Source organism: Sphingomonas alba (assembly GCF_023516555.1).
In the GTDB taxonomy this organism is placed as follows: Bacteria; Pseudomonadota; Alphaproteobacteria; order Sphingomonadales; family Sphingomonadaceae; genus Sphingomicrobium; species Sphingomicrobium album.
This window is the reverse complement of the sequence record NZ_JAMGBD010000002.1, coordinates 121,074-135,645: the sequence shown is the minus strand read 5'-3', so window position 1 is coordinate 135,645 and position 14,572 is coordinate 121,074. Positions and strand designations below refer to the sequence as shown.

Below are 14,572 nucleotides of genomic sequence, written 5' to 3'. Positions count from 1 at the left end.
AAAGGGCTGGTATGTCGCGAGGAACCGTTATTCTGATCATCGTCGCCCTGCTCGTCATCGGTGGGGCTTTCTTCCTTTCACGCAGCGCCCACGAGGTGCCCACCAAGCAGATCGAGGCTGACGTTAGCCGTGATGCGAACGCGCACTAAGCTCCTGTTGGGAGTGGCGGCGGCCCTGGCCGTGGCTATTCCCGCCATTGCCCAGGACCAGCCGGAATCGCTGTTGCCGCCGGGCTTCGGCGAACCGGCGCCTGCTCCTAGTCCGACCACAGTATCGCCCGGAAATACCACCGCACCCACCGGAGGTAGTGAGACCGCGGTGGAAATGGTGCCGATGGACCAGGCTTTAGCCGACCTGTTGCCCGACAACGTCCCGCCGCCTGTCGAACTGCCGGCCTCAGCGCGCCGGGACCCTTCGCTAGCCGGGCCATTGCCCTCCTCACAGACCGGATTTGAGCGGGACGCCTGGGGCAGGGCGAGCGGCAAATTCTTGTCGATCCTGCTCCGGCGTACGCACGCACCACTGCCGTCGCGCTGGGCGCACATCACGGTTCGCAATGCTCTTCTGACGCAGATCCCGGCTCCGACCGACGTCAACGCTGCCGACTGGGCCGCGGAGCGCGCCTGGCTGTTGCTGCGCATGGGGGAGGCGGACGGTGCCAGGATGCTCGTCTCGGCCGTGGACGTCGATGATTTCACGCCAAAAATGTATCAGGTGGCAGTGCAGAGCGCGCTCGCCAATGCCGATCCGTCTGGCCTCTGCCCGCTCCAGGACGGTCTTGGGACGGTGGAAAGGCTCTCGCTTCCGCTCATCCGGGCCATTTGCGCATCGCTATCTGGCGCCAGCGCCGAGGCCGCTGCCGACATTGAAGATGCGCGCCGCCACGGCCGCATCGGCGGCATCGATCTTGCCCTCGCCGACAAGGTTGTGGGCGCCGGCGCTGATACCTCGCGGGCGGCAACAATCGAATGGGCGCAGGCGAACTCGCTAACCGCCTGGCGGTTCGGCCTTGCCACTTCGACCGGGATGTTGCCGCCACAGGATCTTATCGACACGGCATCGCCGCAGGTTCGCGCATGGCAGGCGCGGGCGCCCGTCCTGGGCCCCGAGTCCCGACTTGCATCAGCGCGGATCGCAACCGGCCTTGGTGTCTTCTCCAGCCAGGCGCTGATGGACTTGTACTCGGTCATCTATGACGGCACCGATCCGAGCGACCTTGGCCAGACCGACGCCTGGCAATTGCGTGTGGCGATGGTGGGGAAGGACCAGGAAACGCGCCTGGCCGCGATGCGCAAACTGTGGTCGGCCGCGAAGCCCGGCCTGGACACTGAAGCCGCGCGTGCCGTCTTGGCCAGAGCAGCTTCGCGAGTGGCGCCGAGCAAAGATCTGGAAGCAGACGCTCCCAACCTGATCGCCTCAATGCTGGCAGCCGGCTATGACGTGCAGGCGGCTCGCTGGGCCTCCGTCGTCGACGATATGGGCGACGCGAATGCCGACAAATGCTGGGCGATGCTGGCATTGGGCGCGCCTTCAGCGCGCGGGCTCGATATCAGTTCGGGACGGATCGGATCCTTCATTGGCCGCGACAATAGTCCGGGCAAGCAGCGCAGCGCATTGCTCGTCGCAGGGCTGGCAGGTCTTGGACGGATCGATGGCCGCACTGCCGGACGGCTCAGCGACCGTTACGGCCTGGGACTGTCGCGGCGAACCAGCTGGAGCAATTTGATCGATGCCGCTTCGATCCGCAGGCAGGCTGCAACCGTTGCCGTGCTTGCGGGGATCGGCATGCAGACCAATAGCTTCGAAGGCGTGCCGGGCATGCACATGTTCCATGCCGTCACGGCCCTGAGGCGAAACGGTCAGGAGTTCGCGGCGCGCATGATCGCTGCCGAGGCACTCTCCAGGACGTGAACGCCGATGACCGCGCGCTAGTCGACCGCTTCCTCGATATGATGGCGGCGGAAGCAGGCGCGTCGCGCAACACGCTGAACGCGTATCGTAACGACCTTGAGGCGGCGGCCGATGCACTGCCGCAGGGTCTTGGCGAGGCATCGCTTGATGAATTGGGCGAGCTTGCTCCACGCTGGTCGGAACTCGCGGCATCGACGCTGGCACGCCGCTCCGCAGCCTTGCGTCGGTTTTTTGGCTTCCTGCATGACGAGGGGCTGCGGCCCGACGACCCCAGCGCCGCGCTGCCGCGGCCACGCCACCAGCGCCCCCTGCCACGCATCCTCGACGAGGATGAGGTGCAGGCGATGTTCACCGCAGCTGAGGACCGAGCTGCTAGCGGCCAGGTTGAAGCGGTACGAAACCTTGCGTTGTTGGAATTGCTCTACGGTTCCGGCCTGCGCGCAAGCGAGTTGGTGACACTGCCAAGGCGTGCCGTCCGACAGGGGCAGCCGTTCCTCATTCTCAAAGGAAAGGGTGAGAAGGAACGGTTGGTTCCGGTCTCAAGTCGCGCACTTGTGGCTGTGGAGCGCTGGCTTGCCGTTTGCCCGGCCGAATCCATCTGGCTGTTCCCCAGTGGCCGCAAGCATTTGAGCCGAATGCGCCTGTTCCAGATTGTCCGCGCGCTCGCTGCCGACGCAGGCATCGCGCCCGACCGGGTGAGCCCGCACGTGCTTCGCCATGCTTTCGCGACCCATTTACTCGCCGGTGGCGCCGACTTGCGGGCTTTACAGACGCTCCTGGGCCATGCGGACATCGCCACGACCCAGATCTACACCCATGTCGACAGCGCCCGCCTGGTCGAACTGGTCAACCAACGGCACCCTCTGGCTCGTCCGCGCCGCGCTCCAGCGCGTTGACGCGGTAGACCTCGCGCCCTAGGCCTCGCCACGATTATGCAGACGTACCTAGAGTTTGAAAAACCGATCGCCGAGCTCGAGACCCGCGTCGCGGAGCTTCGCGAGACAGCGACAGCAAGCGACATCGACATCGAGGCGGAAGTCGCCAAGCTTGAGGCGAAGTCGACTAAGCTTCTCAAGGAAACCTATTCGCGTCTCACGCCCTGGCAGAAGACGCAGGTCGCACGCCACCCCGATCGCCCGCATTTCAAGGATTTCGTCGGGGCAATCGCGGAGGACTTCACGCCGCTCGCAGGTGACCGTGCCTTCGCGGACGATCCGGCGATCATCGGCGGCCTGGCCAAGATTGACGGCCGACGCGTCATGCTGCTCGGTCACGAAAAGGGCGACGACACGGCTTCCCGCCTCAAGCACAATTTCGGGATGGCCAAACCCGAGGGTTATCGCAAAGCGATCCGACTGATGCAGTTGGCCGACAGGTTCGGACTGCCGGTCATCACTTTGGTCGACACACCCGGCGCCTTCCCTGGTGTCCAGGCCGAAGAGCGCGGGCAAGCGGAGGCCATTGCCCGTTCGACCGAGCAATGCCTGGATCTCAAGGTTCCCCTGATCGCCGTGATTGTCGGGGAAGGCGGCTCGGGCGGAGCGGTCGCCTTGGCTGCTGCCAATCGTGTCCTGATGTTTGAACATGCCGTCTATTCGGTGATTTCGCCGGAAGGCTGCGCCTCCATTCTGTGGCGCACGGCCGACAAGGCCGCGGACGCCGCCGAAGCGATGAAGATAACCGCTTTCGATCTCCAGGCCTTGGGCGTCGTCGATCGCATAGTCGACGAGCCTTTGGGAGGCGCGCACCGGCAACCCGAGGCAGCGATGGGGAAACTAAAGGAAACGCTGATCGAGGAGCTGGATGGCTGTTCAGCCCTCGGACCCAAGGAATTGCTGGCGCAGAGGCGCGCAAAATTCCTTGCTGTCGGGTGAACGAGGGAACCGGCCACTATTCATTCGGTTTCGTGCATGAAAGATCCCTTGGAGGAGGGGCGTATGCGCACGAATTGGGTTCTGGCTGGCATTGCGATCATCACCATTCCCGCCGTCGCTTTGGGCCAGGCGCCGGGGTACCTCAATCAGCGTGATGTCGCGGAAGCACAGCGCGACCATCCCCAAGTCGTTGCCGAATTCGGGGGCGCTGAGACCGGCGCTCGCGCAGGCTACGTCGAAGGCGTAGGGCGGCGGGTCGCAGCATATTCGGGCATCGCCAACAGTGCGCAGACCTATCACTTCACCACCTTGAACAGTGCCGTCGAGAACGCGTTCGCGCTGCCGGGCGGCTACGTCTACATCACCCGCCAGCTCATGGGCCTGATGAACGATGAGTCCGAGCTCGCGTTCGTCCTTGGGCATGAAACGGGCCACATCGCTGCCCGTCACGCCCAGGCGCGGGAAGCGGCTCAAAGGCGCAATTCCATCATGGGCGTGCTTGGCATCCTGCTTGGCAGCGTCGTCGGGGCAGGTGGCTTCGGCAACATGATTTCTCAAGGCGCGGCGCAATATGCGCAGATGGCGACCCTGAGCTTCTCGCGCGACCAGGAATATCAGGCGGATACTTTGGGAATTCGCTACATGCTCTCGGCGGGCTACGACCCCATGGGCAGCGCAACGATGCTGGACAATCTCGTGCGGGCCGATGCCCTGGAGACGAGGCTTCAGGGACGTGACAGCCGTTCAACACCCGAATGGGCGCGCACCCATCCGCTCAGTACAAACAGGACGCAGCGAGCGCAGGCAGAAGCGCGTGCGACGGGCCGGGCTGGACAGGGCCTGCGCAACCGCGACCAATTCCTTGCGCAACTCCAAGGCATTTATGTCGATGACGATCCGGCCCAGGGTGTGATCGACGGCCGCACTTTCACGCATCCCGATCTGCGATTCCAGTTCGCCGTGCCGACTGGGTACACCATGCAAAACGGCAGCAGCGCGGTCACGATCTCCGGGTCTGCGGGCAAAGCCCAATTCAGCACCGGGCGCTTCAATGGCGACCTCGCTGCCTACATCAACCAGGTCGTCTATGAACTGACCGGCGGGCGGAGCCAGGTGCCGATGGCGCCGCCGCGACAAACCACAATCAACGGCATTCCGGCCATGTATTCCGTCGGCCGGGCGAACACCTCGTCGGGCGCGGTGGACGTGAGTGTCATGGCTTATCAATGGGCCCCGGACCGCGCTTACCATTTCGTCATGCTCACGCAGGCCGGTGCAGGGATCGGTCCCTTTGCGTCGATGGTGGATTCACTCCGCCGGATTACGCCTCAGGAAGCCTCGAGCATCCGACCAAAAATCATCGACGTGGTCACGGTCAAGCCGGGGGACACGCCGCAACTCCTGTCGCGGCGCATGGCTTATCATGAATTTCAATTGGATCGGTTCCTGTCGCTGAATGGCCTCACGGCCAACTCGCGGCTGGTGCCCGGTCAAAGGGTGAAGGTGGTCACCTATGGGACGCGAAGAACGTAGCGCCCCGACCTAAACGGGACGCAAGCTTCACGGGCCAGCAAACTTACATGTTGCCGTTGACGGTCGTCGCGAGGTTCGTCCACATGCCTCCGGCGCCGCCGCCGAGCTGCCTGAGGCCCTCGAGCATGGCGATCGCAATGAGCGCGACAATCAACCCATATTCAATCGCAGTTGCACCGCGCGTGTCCGCGCGCAGGCACCGCATCAACGTCAGGATAGCGTCCACGCCACCCTCCTCTGGTCTTGGTCCACGCTGCGGGTTTACGGTCGCAAGAGTTAACAGAATGTTCCGGGAGCGTGATTAAGGAACCGTTTGCCTTGGTTGGCTAGGCTCGCTTCCAGGCAGCAAAGTGCAGGATTTCGATCTGTTCGGTGACGCGAGCGTCGCGTTCGAGGAAGGCCTCGCGGGCAGCCCACAAAGCCGGGCGGGCCATAGGTTTACGGGAGCGCGCGTGCAGGATGTTGGTCGAGCCCATCTGGCGCAAATCATGGACAAGCTTGTCGAACGAACCGTAGGCCAGGTCGATGCGATCCACATCCACGACGGGCTCTTGAAAGCCGGCCGCGGTTAGCAGGTGCGCCAGACTTGGCGCATCGATGCGTGGATGGACATGTGGGCTTGCCTGGCCCGTCGCAGCATCTGCCGCGAGCATGGCCGCCCGCAGCCTTGGAAGGCTGTGGCCGCCTGCAACGGCGCCAAGCAATAAGCCACCCTTCCTTAGAACCAGGTTCAATGCTGCGGCTGCAAAAGGAAGCTCGTTCGTTGTCTCAAGCAGGCCGACCGAGAGGACAAGGTCGAAGCGCTCGCCGTCGAAGGGCAGTGTTTCCAGATCGGCGCACAGGCCCCCTGCGCGCTCGGCCATTAGGGGCCCGGGATCGACGACTACGACGTTGGCAGCGCCGAAGTGCTTAATCCAGCTGGGATCGGGACATCCGGCGAGCAGGATGTCGTTGAAGCTTTTCCGCATGTCGGCGAGCCGGTCCAGGCAATCGCCAAAGGCGCGATCGAACAAAAAGGTTTCCAGGCCCGATCTCACAGCCCGGTCACGGCGCAGCGAGCGAAGATTATGGTCGAACAGTTCGGGCATGGCGGAGCTTGTGCGACGCGCACGCCGAGGCGACAAGGGGCGGATGCAAGCGTTCCTTCAGCCCTTCGCAACTGCCGGCAATTGGGCGATCGACCTTGCCCTGCCGCCGCGGTGCCCGGGGTGCGGAATCATCACCGGGCAGCCGCACAGCTTTTGCGCCGATTGCTGGACAGGTATCGAATGGCTCGGCGACGGCGGCTGCCAGAGTTGTGGTGTGCGGCTCGAGGCGACCGATATGGACACCTGTGCGGCCTGCCTCGCGAAACCGCCCCTGATCGCCAGGACTCGGGCAGCGGTCGCCTATGGAGACGCCACCCGGTCGCTGCCGTTGCGGCTGAAATATGCGCGCAAGGTGGCGCTTGCGAAGACCATGGCAAAGTTCATGCGACCGCTTGTGGATCAAAGCGAAAATCCGATCCTTATCCCGGTACCGCTCCATCGTAGCCGATTGTGGAATCGGGGCTTCAACCAAGCCGCCTTGCTGGCGGCAGAACTGGCGAAGCTTACTGGAGCCCAATACGATCCTTTCCTGCTTTGGCGCAGCAAACGGACCGCCGCCCTGCGAGGGATGAGCTCGCTGCAGCGGAAGCGGGAGGTGGCCGGCGCCTTCACCGTTGATGTCCGGGCGGACCTTTCCGGCCGCAAGGTCATCCTGGTCGATGACGTATTGACGACCGGCAGTACGACTGATGGTTGTGCCAAGGCACTGGCCAAGGCGGGCGCGGCGCGTATCGAACTGATTTGCTGGGCACGGGTTGTGCGACCCACCCAGCTTGTGCGTTAAGGGGCCGGCCAACTTTGGGAGAGCGTTCGAACGTGGCGAAGGTCGAAATCTATACGAAGTTCACCTGTCCCTACTGTTACCGTGCCAAGGCGCTGTTGAAACAGAAGGGCGTGGATCCTGAGGAAATTTCAGTCGATCTCGGCGGGCCGAAGAAACAGGAAATGATCCAGCGCGCCAACGGCCGGATGACGGTCCCGCAAATCTTCATCAACGGGAAGCATGTCGGTGGCTGCGACGACCTGTTCGAGCTGGATGGCGCCGGCAAGCTGGACGAGCTGTTGGCGGCTTGATGGCACGGATCGCGCTCTACCAGGCCCGTAGCGGCATCGACCCGGCGGCGAACTCCGTGGCATTGGTCGCGGCAGTGGAGACAGCGGCGGCCGGCGGGGCCGAGATGCTGTTCACCCCCGAAATGTCCGGGCTGCTCGACAGCAATCGCGAACGAGCCAAATCGGCGATCCGGACCGAGCAGGACGATGAGGTCCTTCGCAGTGTTCGGGCGGCGGCAAAGGCCAGCGGCATCTGGGTTCACCTAGGATCGCTGGCCCTGCAAGGTCCGGGCGACCGGTTCGTCAACCGGGCTTTCCTCATGGACAATGAGGGTGAGGTCCGCGCGAGGTACGACAAGATCCATTTGTTCGATGTCGACCTGCAGACCGGCGAGAGTTGGCGAGAGTCGGCGGTGTACCAGGGCGGCGACAGGCCGGTGCTCGTACGTGATACGCCGGTCGGAAATCTCGGTTTGACCATTTGCTACGATCTCCGCTTCCCGGCGCTATTCGAGCGACTGTCCGAGGCGGGGGCCGAGGTTATCGCGGTGCCGGCGGCGTTCACCGTGCCGACCGGCAAGGCCCACTGGCATGTGCTGCTGAGGGCGAGGGCAATCGAGGCGGGGCTGTTCGTCCTCGCGGCGGCGCAGGGCGGCCGGCATGAAGATGGCCGCGAGACCTATGGCCACAGCCTGGTCATAGACCCCTGGGGCGAGGTGTTGCTCGACGCCGCGGACCAAGGCGGGGTGCATTTCGCCGAGATCGACCTTGGCCGCATCGCCGAGGTGCGGTCGAGGGTGCCGGCGCTGAAGCATCGCAAGGCCATCGGCCCGGTCGATTGATTCGAGGGCGAGCCGACCCTATTGCGGCACCGTTGGCTCCGTAGCTCAGCCGGATAGAGCAGTGGTTTCCTAAACCAAAGGTCGCAGGTTCGAGTCCTGCCGGGGCCACCAGTAACATATTGATTTAAAAGGCGAATTGAGGGGTGCTCTGATAATGCTGGACCGGCTGTTCATGGAACATCCACGCTCTCTGGGGCTGAGCTGGTACAGGCACGGCATGGGCGCGCTGAAGATCGGCGGCAAGCTCATCTTCGCCGGCTGCGCGGCCCTCATCCACGGGCTCGTCCCCGGCCTCTTCACCGACACCGCGGGACGCACGGTCACCGAAACCTACAATTACATCCAGAAGATCAGGGCGGGATCGGGCAAGCCGGAGCAATGGTCGGACTATGACATCTGAGGTGGACGTCGCCGTTATCGGCGGCGGCTTTTCCGGCACGATGGCGGCGGTCCAGCTCGGCCGGCGCGGCCTCAAGGCTGCGCTGATCGACGGAAGCGGCCGGATGGGCCGCGGCGTCGCCTATTCGACCCGCGAGCCGGCCCACGTCCTCAACGTCCGCGCCGAAGTGATGAGCGCCTGGCCGGAGGACCTGGAGGATTTCTCCCGGCAGGTTGTGGCCGAGGGCGGAACGCCCAAGGATTTTGCCGAGCGCCGCCGCTTTGGCCGCTACATGGACGAAGTGCTGGGGGACGCGCTGGAGTCCGGGCAGGTCGAGCCAGTCGCCGCAACGGCGGTTCGAGCGCAACGCCAAGGCGATGGCTGGATCGTGACGCTGGACGACGGCCGCGGCATCAAGGCGAGGGCGCTGGTGCTGGCGATCGGCAACCAGGATCCGGCGCCGATGCCGTTCGCGCAAGGCATTTCGCCGAATCGTTTCGTCAACAATCCCTGGGGCCCCGATGCCCGCGCGGCCGACGACCGGCTGGCCGGGACGGACAAGACTGTGCTGCTGATCGGCACCGGCCTGACGGCGGTCGACCATGTGCTGGCGCTCGACGCGCACGGCCATCACGGGCGGATCACCATGCTGTCGCGGCGCGGGCAGGTGCCGCGCGGGCATATCCTCTACGAACCCTGGCCGGTGGAAGCGCAAGACGTGCCGCTGGGCAATGTGCTGAAGGTCTGGCGCTGGCTGCGAAAGCGGGCCGGGCAAGGCAATTGGCGGGCGGCGGTCGATGCCATGCGGCCCCACACAAGCATGGTCTGGAGATCCTGGGACGCAGAGCAGCAGGGCCGCTTCATGCGTCACGCCCGTCCGTTCTGGGACGTCCACCGGCACCGCATCGCCACGGAAGTCGCCGAACGGATGAAGCAGCTGATTGGCAATGGCCAGCTGCAGATCGCGGCCGGTCGCATAAAGGCGATGCGTGAAACCGCCGACGGGGTCGAGGTCGAGGTTTGCGCTCGCGGCGCCTGCAAGGTCGAGACGCGGACTTTCGACACGGTCATCAATTGCACCGGGCCGCTGCATGCCATGGAGCAAACCGAAAATCCGGTCATCCGACAGATGCTGGACGACGGACTGGTTGCCGTCGACCGGATCGGCATCGGGCTGAAGGTCGACGAGACCGACCGCGCGGGTGAGCGGGTTTGGGCGATGGGCCCCGTGACCAAGGGGAATTATTGGGAGATCATCGCCGTGCCGGATATACGCGGGCAGGCGGCGCGGGTCGCCGAGGATATCGAGATGGAGCTGAAGTAGGATGGGTTGTTCCCCGGAAGATGGCGACCTGGTCGAGCCGGCGAAGAAAGTGAAGGTCCCGAAGGACGTCGCCGACGCCGTGAAGACCATCATCCGCTGGGCCGGCGACGATCCCGAGCGCGAAGGGCTGCTGGACACGCCGGCAAGGGTGGCGCGGGCCTGGCGCGAATATGCCCGAGGCTATGCCGAGGACCCGTCGCACCACCTCAGCCGCACCTTCGAGGAGGTCGGCGGCTATGACGAGATCATCCTGCTGAAGGACATCCCGTTCCAGTCCCATTGCGAGCATCACATGGCGCCGATCATCGGCAAGGCGGCGATCGCCTATTTGCCCGGCGACAAAGTGGTCGGGATCAGCAAGCTCGCCCGCGTGCTGCACGGTTTTGCGCGGCGACTGCAGGTGCAGGAGCGCTTAACGGCGCAGGTCGCCGACTGCATCTGGACGCACCTTGAGCCCAAGGGCGTCGCGGTGGTGATCGAAGCCAGCCACGCCTGCATGTCGGCGCGCGGGGTCAACACACCCGGCGTCATGATGACGACATCCCGGATGATGGGCATTTTTCGCAGCGACGAGCGGAGCCGGCGCGAGGTGTTGGCGCTAATGGGGTATTGAGCGGGCGCTAAGACAGCTTTCGACCCATTGCGGACATTCTCCTTGCATGTAAGCATCGAATCGATGCGCATGCTGGTTGCCTCGTTGGTGTTCATTTGCGCGGCTGGATGCTCGACAGAGCCGCCGACGATCAGGCCAATGGATCCACAACCGTTGCAGGCGCCCTTTTGATCGGACCCGAACGATCATTCCCTCAATCGCAGTGAAGACGAAATGCTTGGGCGTCTTGCCGACGCCCTCAACGAGCAGCCCGTAACGGCCGGAGCAGTCGCCGGCGCCTTTGGCCTGCGAAGCGAGTGCGCCACAGGAGGATGCGACTTCGGCCAAACCGAATTTGGCGGCATGGTCTCGCGAAAGGGCCGGCTGAGCTTCGACCGCAACGGCCTGTTCTTCGAGCTCGATGACATTTCCGGACAATGCGTTCGCGCCGCTGTGGTCGCCCGACAATTCAGCGGCGGAAGCGTCGAGCAATCCTGCGCGGATGCGCAGTGCTGGTATTACACCGCCCGGCAAGATTGGGGGTCGGTGTCCTTCGGCCTACCTGACCCCGACGGACCCTGCGTGAAATCCGTGATCATCAATACGTACCGGCAGTCCCATTGAGCGGCGCAGGCGTCCCTTGTGCCGCCGCATTGGCACTCACCTGCCTTAGTGCCTGCGTGCCTAGCCCGCCCGCACTCGAGCAGGTCGATGTCCGGGCCGTCGAAAAAGAGGTCGCCGAGGGCAGGGCAGCCGCCCTTCGTGAGGTCCAAGGCTCCCCAACCACTGCGGAACGTGAGTTCTACGTCGGCTGGGAAATGCACTACGGCTATACGCTGACGCCTGTGGATCGCCCCGGCGACGACCTGTGGCCCGACTTTGCGGATGCGCAGGTTCAAACGGCCTTCGATGGCTTCATCCAACCCGGCAGGGTCTACCTCAAGGGCGAGGCAAACCCCTTGCTGGGCAAGAGGATCGTATGCCGATGCGCGGGCGTTGAATGGAATTATCTCAATGTCGAGAAGCGCTTCCTGGTGAGGTCCGCGAAGTTGGAAGCTCGCTGACGGCAGTATTCCACCCAAATCAGACGTTAGCGACATAGAGTCCGATTTCGACCCATTGCGGACATTAGCAGCATCGGACAAACGTTAGCTGTGAGCGTTCCCCATAGATACTGGCGCATCGCAAAATGGGTGGCGGTTCTCGCCGCCGTCGCGTGGGAATCTTGGTGGGCTTGCGAGTTCTTCAGCGCTCCCGACCCGGACTACGAGATGACGAGCGTGTGGGCGCTGCTAATGGGATTCTGGCTACCGCTGTTGGTCGGCTGCGCCGTCGTGCCAGTGCTGCTATTGCGTTCTCAGGCTCGAAAAAACCGCACGGACTAGAGTCCGCTTTCCACCCTAATCGGACTCTAGGCGCTTAGCTCAACGGGGGATCGCTTCGCCCGCTTTTCCAGATTGCGTCGCATGTCTTGGCGGGGCCGTATTCGGGCTCCGTCAACGAACGCGGTTTGAGGCCAAGCTGCGCGCCCAGCTGCAGGATGTTTTCGGCATTGATCCTCATTCCGCGCAGGCGAGCGATTATGTTCGCCGCCGCCTCTCGCGCCGCAAGACGGTCGCCCAAGCTGACTTCGCCGTTCCCCGGATCGGCGAGCGCGATCCTGCCCCACTCTTCGGCGATACTCGAGCCCCGGTCGTCGATGTCGGAAATGCTGCGAGCCAGCGCGTCGAACAGGTTCGACCATTGGTCGCCGTTTTCCTTCCGCAGGAGCAACGCGGATTGTTCGCCAATCGGAGAAAGGCCGGAAGATTTGAAGGACGGTCGCACAGCCAATTGAGGGTCGACCGGTCCCTTGCTTGCACTGCGCATCACCTCGCGCATGCGATCTTCGAAACAGGGGATCGCCACCTGGTAGATTCTGGCGGCGTACATGTTGTCGCTGATTTCGGCGTCGGCACGAGCTTCCGCTTCTTTCATCGCCCTGAAAGCGGCGCGGTCCTGCACCCAGCTGGCGAGTGCCTGCGCAACCAGAACGCCCGTGACAACGACGACGAATTCGAACGCGAACAGACGCGCGGTCACCTTTCCAGGCCCGCTTCCCCACCAATGACGTACGGTCTGGAACATTGCGCAGCCCCCCGACGGCAAGTGCAATCGCTAACAATGAAACGGCTCGCGCGATAGCTGTTCGATGGGACCGGACGATCGGGCGCTAGAAGGCCAATGGCTGAATTCGACCCATTGCGGACATTAGAACCTCCCAAATCCGTCATTCCCGCGGAGGCGGGAATCCCGCTAGTCTTCTTTCGCCGAATTGCGCGGGCGAGCAGCGCTGGTGCGAGGGCTGATGCATGGTTGGCGGTTGCCTGAAGGCAGCGGGATCCCCGCCTGCGCGGGGATGACGTTAGGAGACTAATGGCAGTTTTCCGCCCAAGTCGGGCCCTAGAAGCCTAGTGTCCGTGTCCGACCGATTGCGGCCGGTCAGTCAGCAAAGCAGCGGCGGGACCTGGCTTCTGCGATGATGGGCAAGGTGTGGCCCTGCCAGGATTCGAAAGCTTCCTTGTAAGGGGGCCTTACGCCCGCCTTTTTGGCTTCCTGATCCACATATTTGACGATCTCGTCCTTGCACTTGGCCATGACCGCCTTCGAGAGGATTTCGGCGCTGTCCGGGCCTTTTGAATAGAGGTGGGCGTAGCGTTCGACGCAGGTGTAGACCCTTCGCGTCGGGTCGGGGGTGCCAACCGGAAGCTGCGTGTAGACAAAGGGGCATTTGGCGCCCGTTGCCTTCGGGGCTGGCTGATCCTTTTTGGCGACTTGTTGAGCCTGATTGGCCTGCGGATTCACTTCGTTGCTAGACTCATCGCCCTTGCAGCTGGCAAGGCTCAGGATCAGCGCAGCGCCCAAGCAAAATCCAAATCGCATCATGCCCAGTCCCCCTCAGGAGCAGGCCCTGCCGTTACTCCGCGAGACTGGCCGGGCAATCGGGTCGAATACCGACAGGTCCCAGAGACCCGGTTTGCCCACTCGCGCCCGTCGTAAATGGACAATGCGGTGGCGCAATTTGTCAAACCACGTGGGGTCCCGATTGCCAGCCATTGCGGTAGCGGGGGGGATCAGTTTCATGTATATTAAGCTGCTGCGGCCGCTCCACGGCTGGCGCCAGTTCGCCGGCGAGGTCGGAATCATCGTCGTCGGCGTATTAGTCGCGCTTGCCGCGCAACAAATCGTTGAAGACCTAAGCTGGCAACGCCGCGCAAATTTGGCGACCGAAGCCCTTCGTGAGGAAGTCGCGGACCATTATTTCTATTCGGTGGAAATCGTCATGGCCCAGCCATGCATCGACAGGCTGCTTGCGCTTCTCGAAGCGGAACTGCGCAAGGACTCTCCCCGACCCGCGACCGTTTATTCGGACGATCTCTTTCGGCAATTTGTATACAGGGCGCCGACCCGCACCTGGTCCGAGAACAAGTGGGCTTCCATCGTCAGCGAGGGCGTTGCCTCTCATTTGGCCAAGGACCTGCGCGTCATCCTGGGCGAGCATTATGCGCAGGTGACTTACATGCGCGATAACAACCGGACTGCGGATCAGCTGGGTTGGAGATTGGGCATCCTCGGCCAACCCATAGAGTTCGATGCCGGCACCCGCGTTCGACTCAGCGAAGCAATCGCGGAGGCAAGAGGCCGCTTTTCCACCATGAGGCTGGTCGGCAACCAGATTATCGGAAGCGTTCAGGCAATGAAGCTAACACCGGCTGAGGCGGACCTTGCCGAGGAGATTCGCCAGTCCGGGACGCTGAAGTTCTGCCGTGCTCACGGTTTACCCATTGGGAAGGTCGAACCACAGGGTCCTTGATCCCGAGCCGTTCGTTTCCCGCGCCAATTCAGTGTGGGATCGCGACGCGGCGCTTGATGTGCAAATAGTCGCCGTTGAACCCGGCCGCCTCTCGCAACGCCGCTAGTGCCCGCCGGCGCTGCA

At 63.4% G+C, this 14,572-nt stretch carries 18 protein-coding genes and 1 tRNA gene; 15 read left to right on the top strand and 4 right to left on the bottom strand.

The window, feature by feature from the left end:
• The first annotated feature begins 11 nt into the window (after positions 1-11).
• The 5 genes from LZ536_RS10475 (at position 12) to LZ536_RS10455 (ending at position 5,318) form a co-directional block, all read left to right on the top strand.
• Complete coding sequence (locus LZ536_RS10475) at positions 12-149, top strand: hypothetical protein (RefSeq protein WP_249848739.1); 138 nt, start codon at positions 12-14, stop codon at positions 147-149.
• On the top strand, positions 133-1,911 hold the full coding sequence (locus LZ536_RS10470) for a hypothetical protein (protein WP_249848738.1): 1,779 nt from the start codon (positions 133-135) through the stop codon (positions 1,909-1,911). The genes LZ536_RS10475 and LZ536_RS10470 overlap by 17 nt, the downstream gene beginning before the upstream one ends.
• Before the next feature lie 38 nt (positions 1,912-1,949).
• Positions 1,950-2,807 carry a tyrosine recombinase gene (locus LZ536_RS10465; protein WP_249849210.1) on the top strand — a complete coding sequence of 286 codons (858 nt, stop codon included), beginning with the start codon at positions 1,950-1,952 and terminating at the stop codon, positions 2,805-2,807.
• A 36-nt stretch (positions 2,808-2,843) separates the two neighbouring features.
• Positions 2,844-3,785, top strand: a complete 942-nt coding sequence (locus LZ536_RS10460; protein WP_249848737.1) for an acetyl-CoA carboxylase carboxyltransferase subunit alpha — start codon at positions 2,844-2,846, stop codon at positions 3,783-3,785.
• Positions 3,786-3,848: 63 nt separating this feature from the next.
• Positions 3,849-5,318 carry a M48 family metalloprotease gene (locus tag LZ536_RS10455; RefSeq protein WP_249848736.1) on the top strand — a complete coding sequence of 490 codons (1,470 nt, stop codon included), beginning with the start codon at positions 3,849-3,851 and terminating at the stop codon, positions 5,316-5,318.
• Between the two features lie 43 nt (positions 5,319-5,361).
• Here LZ536_RS10455 and LZ536_RS10450 read toward each other — a convergent pair whose 3' ends face one another.
• Together LZ536_RS10450 and LZ536_RS10445 are read right to left on the bottom strand one after the other, a co-directional pair.
• Positions 5,362-5,544 carry a Flp family type IVb pilin gene (locus tag LZ536_RS10450; RefSeq protein WP_249848735.1) on the bottom strand — a complete coding sequence of 61 codons (183 nt, stop codon included), beginning with the start codon at positions 5,542-5,544 and terminating at the stop codon, positions 5,362-5,364.
• Between the two features lie 100 nt (positions 5,545-5,644).
• Positions 5,645-6,406 carry a methyltransferase domain-containing protein gene (locus LZ536_RS10445; RefSeq protein WP_249848734.1) on the bottom strand — a complete coding sequence of 254 codons (762 nt, stop codon included), beginning with the start codon at positions 6,404-6,406 and terminating at the stop codon, positions 5,645-5,647.
• 43 nt (positions 6,407-6,449) lie between these two features.
• On the opposite strand from LZ536_RS10445, the gene LZ536_RS10440 reads away from it, so the two are divergent.
• The 9 genes from LZ536_RS10440 (at position 6,450) to LZ536_RS10400 (ending at position 11,660) form a co-directional block, all read left to right on the top strand.
• Entirely contained in the window at positions 6,450-7,190 is a 741-nt protein-coding gene (locus tag LZ536_RS10440; protein WP_249848733.1) for a ComF family protein, read from the top strand.
• A 32-nt stretch (positions 7,191-7,222) separates the two neighbouring features.
• Complete coding sequence (grxC, locus tag LZ536_RS10435; protein ID WP_249848732.1) at positions 7,223-7,480, top strand: glutaredoxin 3; 258 nt, start codon at positions 7,223-7,225, stop codon at positions 7,478-7,480.
• Entirely contained in the window at positions 7,480-8,301 is an 822-nt protein-coding gene (locus tag LZ536_RS10430) for a carbon-nitrogen hydrolase family protein (RefSeq protein WP_249848731.1), read from the top strand. The genes grxC and LZ536_RS10430 overlap by 1 nt, the downstream gene beginning before the upstream one ends.
• 34 nt (positions 8,302-8,335) lie before the next feature.
• Positions 8,336-8,412 (top strand) — tRNA-Arg (locus LZ536_RS10425).
• Between the two features lie 43 nt (positions 8,413-8,455).
• Positions 8,456-8,701, top strand: a complete 246-nt coding sequence (locus LZ536_RS10420; protein WP_249848730.1) for a DUF6356 family protein — start codon at positions 8,456-8,458, stop codon at positions 8,699-8,701.
• Complete coding sequence (locus LZ536_RS10415) at positions 8,691-10,004, top strand: FAD/NAD(P)-binding protein (protein WP_249848729.1); 1,314 nt, start codon at positions 8,691-8,693, stop codon at positions 10,002-10,004. The genes LZ536_RS10420 and LZ536_RS10415 overlap by 11 nt, the downstream gene beginning before the upstream one ends.
• A gap of 1 nt (position 10,005) precedes the next feature.
• Complete coding sequence (gene folE, locus LZ536_RS10410; RefSeq protein WP_249848728.1) at positions 10,006-10,617, top strand: GTP cyclohydrolase I FolE; 612 nt, start codon at positions 10,006-10,008, stop codon at positions 10,615-10,617.
• Positions 10,618-10,830: 213 nt separating this feature from the next.
• A complete protein-coding gene (locus LZ536_RS10405) occupies positions 10,831-11,220 on the top strand; it encodes a hypothetical protein (RefSeq protein ID WP_249848727.1) in 390 nt (129 codons plus the stop codon).
• Positions 11,221-11,276: 56 nt separating this feature from the next.
• On the top strand, positions 11,277-11,660 hold the full coding sequence (locus LZ536_RS10400; RefSeq protein ID WP_249848726.1) for a hypothetical protein: 384 nt from the start codon (positions 11,277-11,279) through the stop codon (positions 11,658-11,660).
• Positions 11,661-12,015: 355 nt separating this feature from the next.
• Here LZ536_RS10400 and LZ536_RS10395 read toward each other — a convergent pair whose 3' ends face one another.
• Positions 12,016-12,723, bottom strand: coding sequence for a hypothetical protein (locus tag LZ536_RS10395; RefSeq protein ID WP_249848725.1), 708 nt, complete (start codon positions 12,721-12,723; stop codon positions 12,016-12,018).
• Positions 12,724-13,077: 354 nt separating this feature from the next.
• Entirely contained in the window at positions 13,078-13,521 is a 444-nt protein-coding gene (locus tag LZ536_RS10390; protein WP_249848724.1) for a hypothetical protein, read from the bottom strand.
• Positions 13,522-13,717: 196 nt separating this feature from the next.
• On the opposite strand from LZ536_RS10390, the gene LZ536_RS10385 reads away from it, so the two are divergent.
• Positions 13,718-14,449 (top strand): hypothetical protein, encoded by a 732-nt coding sequence (locus LZ536_RS10385; protein WP_249848723.1) that lies wholly within the window; start codon positions 13,718-13,720, stop codon positions 14,447-14,449.
• The last annotated feature ends 123 nt before the right edge of the window (positions 14,450-14,572 follow it).

Coding starts and splice junctions, on each gene's coding strand:
- LZ536_RS10475 (WP_249848739.1), top strand. CDS start 12: ATGTCGCGAGGAACCGTTATTCTGATCATCGTCGCCCTGCTCGTCATC.
- LZ536_RS10470 (WP_249848738.1), top strand. CDS start 133: ATGCGAACGCGCACTAAGCTCCTGTTGGGAGTGGCGGCGGCCCTGGCC.
- LZ536_RS10465 (WP_249849210.1), top strand. CDS start 1,950: ATGATGGCGGCGGAAGCAGGCGCGTCGCGCAACACGCTGAACGCGTAT.
- LZ536_RS10460 (WP_249848737.1), top strand. CDS start 2,844: ATGCAGACGTACCTAGAGTTTGAAAAACCGATCGCCGAGCTCGAGACC.
- LZ536_RS10455 (WP_249848736.1), top strand. CDS start 3,849: ATGCGCACGAATTGGGTTCTGGCTGGCATTGCGATCATCACCATTCCC.
- LZ536_RS10445 (WP_249848734.1), bottom strand. CDS start 6,406: ATGCCCGAACTGTTCGACCATAATCTTCGCTCGCTGCGCCGTGACCGG.
- LZ536_RS10440 (WP_249848733.1), top strand. CDS start 6,450: ATGCAAGCGTTCCTTCAGCCCTTCGCAACTGCCGGCAATTGGGCGATC.
- LZ536_RS10430 (WP_249848731.1), top strand. CDS start 7,480: ATGGCACGGATCGCGCTCTACCAGGCCCGTAGCGGCATCGACCCGGCG.
- LZ536_RS10420 (WP_249848730.1), top strand. CDS start 8,456: ATGCTGGACCGGCTGTTCATGGAACATCCACGCTCTCTGGGGCTGAGC.
- LZ536_RS10415 (WP_249848729.1), top strand. CDS start 8,691: ATGACATCTGAGGTGGACGTCGCCGTTATCGGCGGCGGCTTTTCCGGC.
- folE (WP_249848728.1), top strand. CDS start 10,006: ATGGGTTGTTCCCCGGAAGATGGCGACCTGGTCGAGCCGGCGAAGAAA.
- LZ536_RS10405 (WP_249848727.1), top strand. CDS start 10,831: ATGCTTGGGCGTCTTGCCGACGCCCTCAACGAGCAGCCCGTAACGGCC.
- LZ536_RS10395 (WP_249848725.1), bottom strand. CDS start 12,723: ATGTTCCAGACCGTACGTCATTGGTGGGGAAGCGGGCCTGGAAAGGTG.
- LZ536_RS10390 (WP_249848724.1), bottom strand. CDS start 13,521: ATGATGCGATTTGGATTTTGCTTGGGCGCTGCGCTGATCCTGAGCCTT.
- LZ536_RS10385 (WP_249848723.1), top strand. CDS start 13,718: ATGTATATTAAGCTGCTGCGGCCGCTCCACGGCTGGCGCCAGTTCGCC.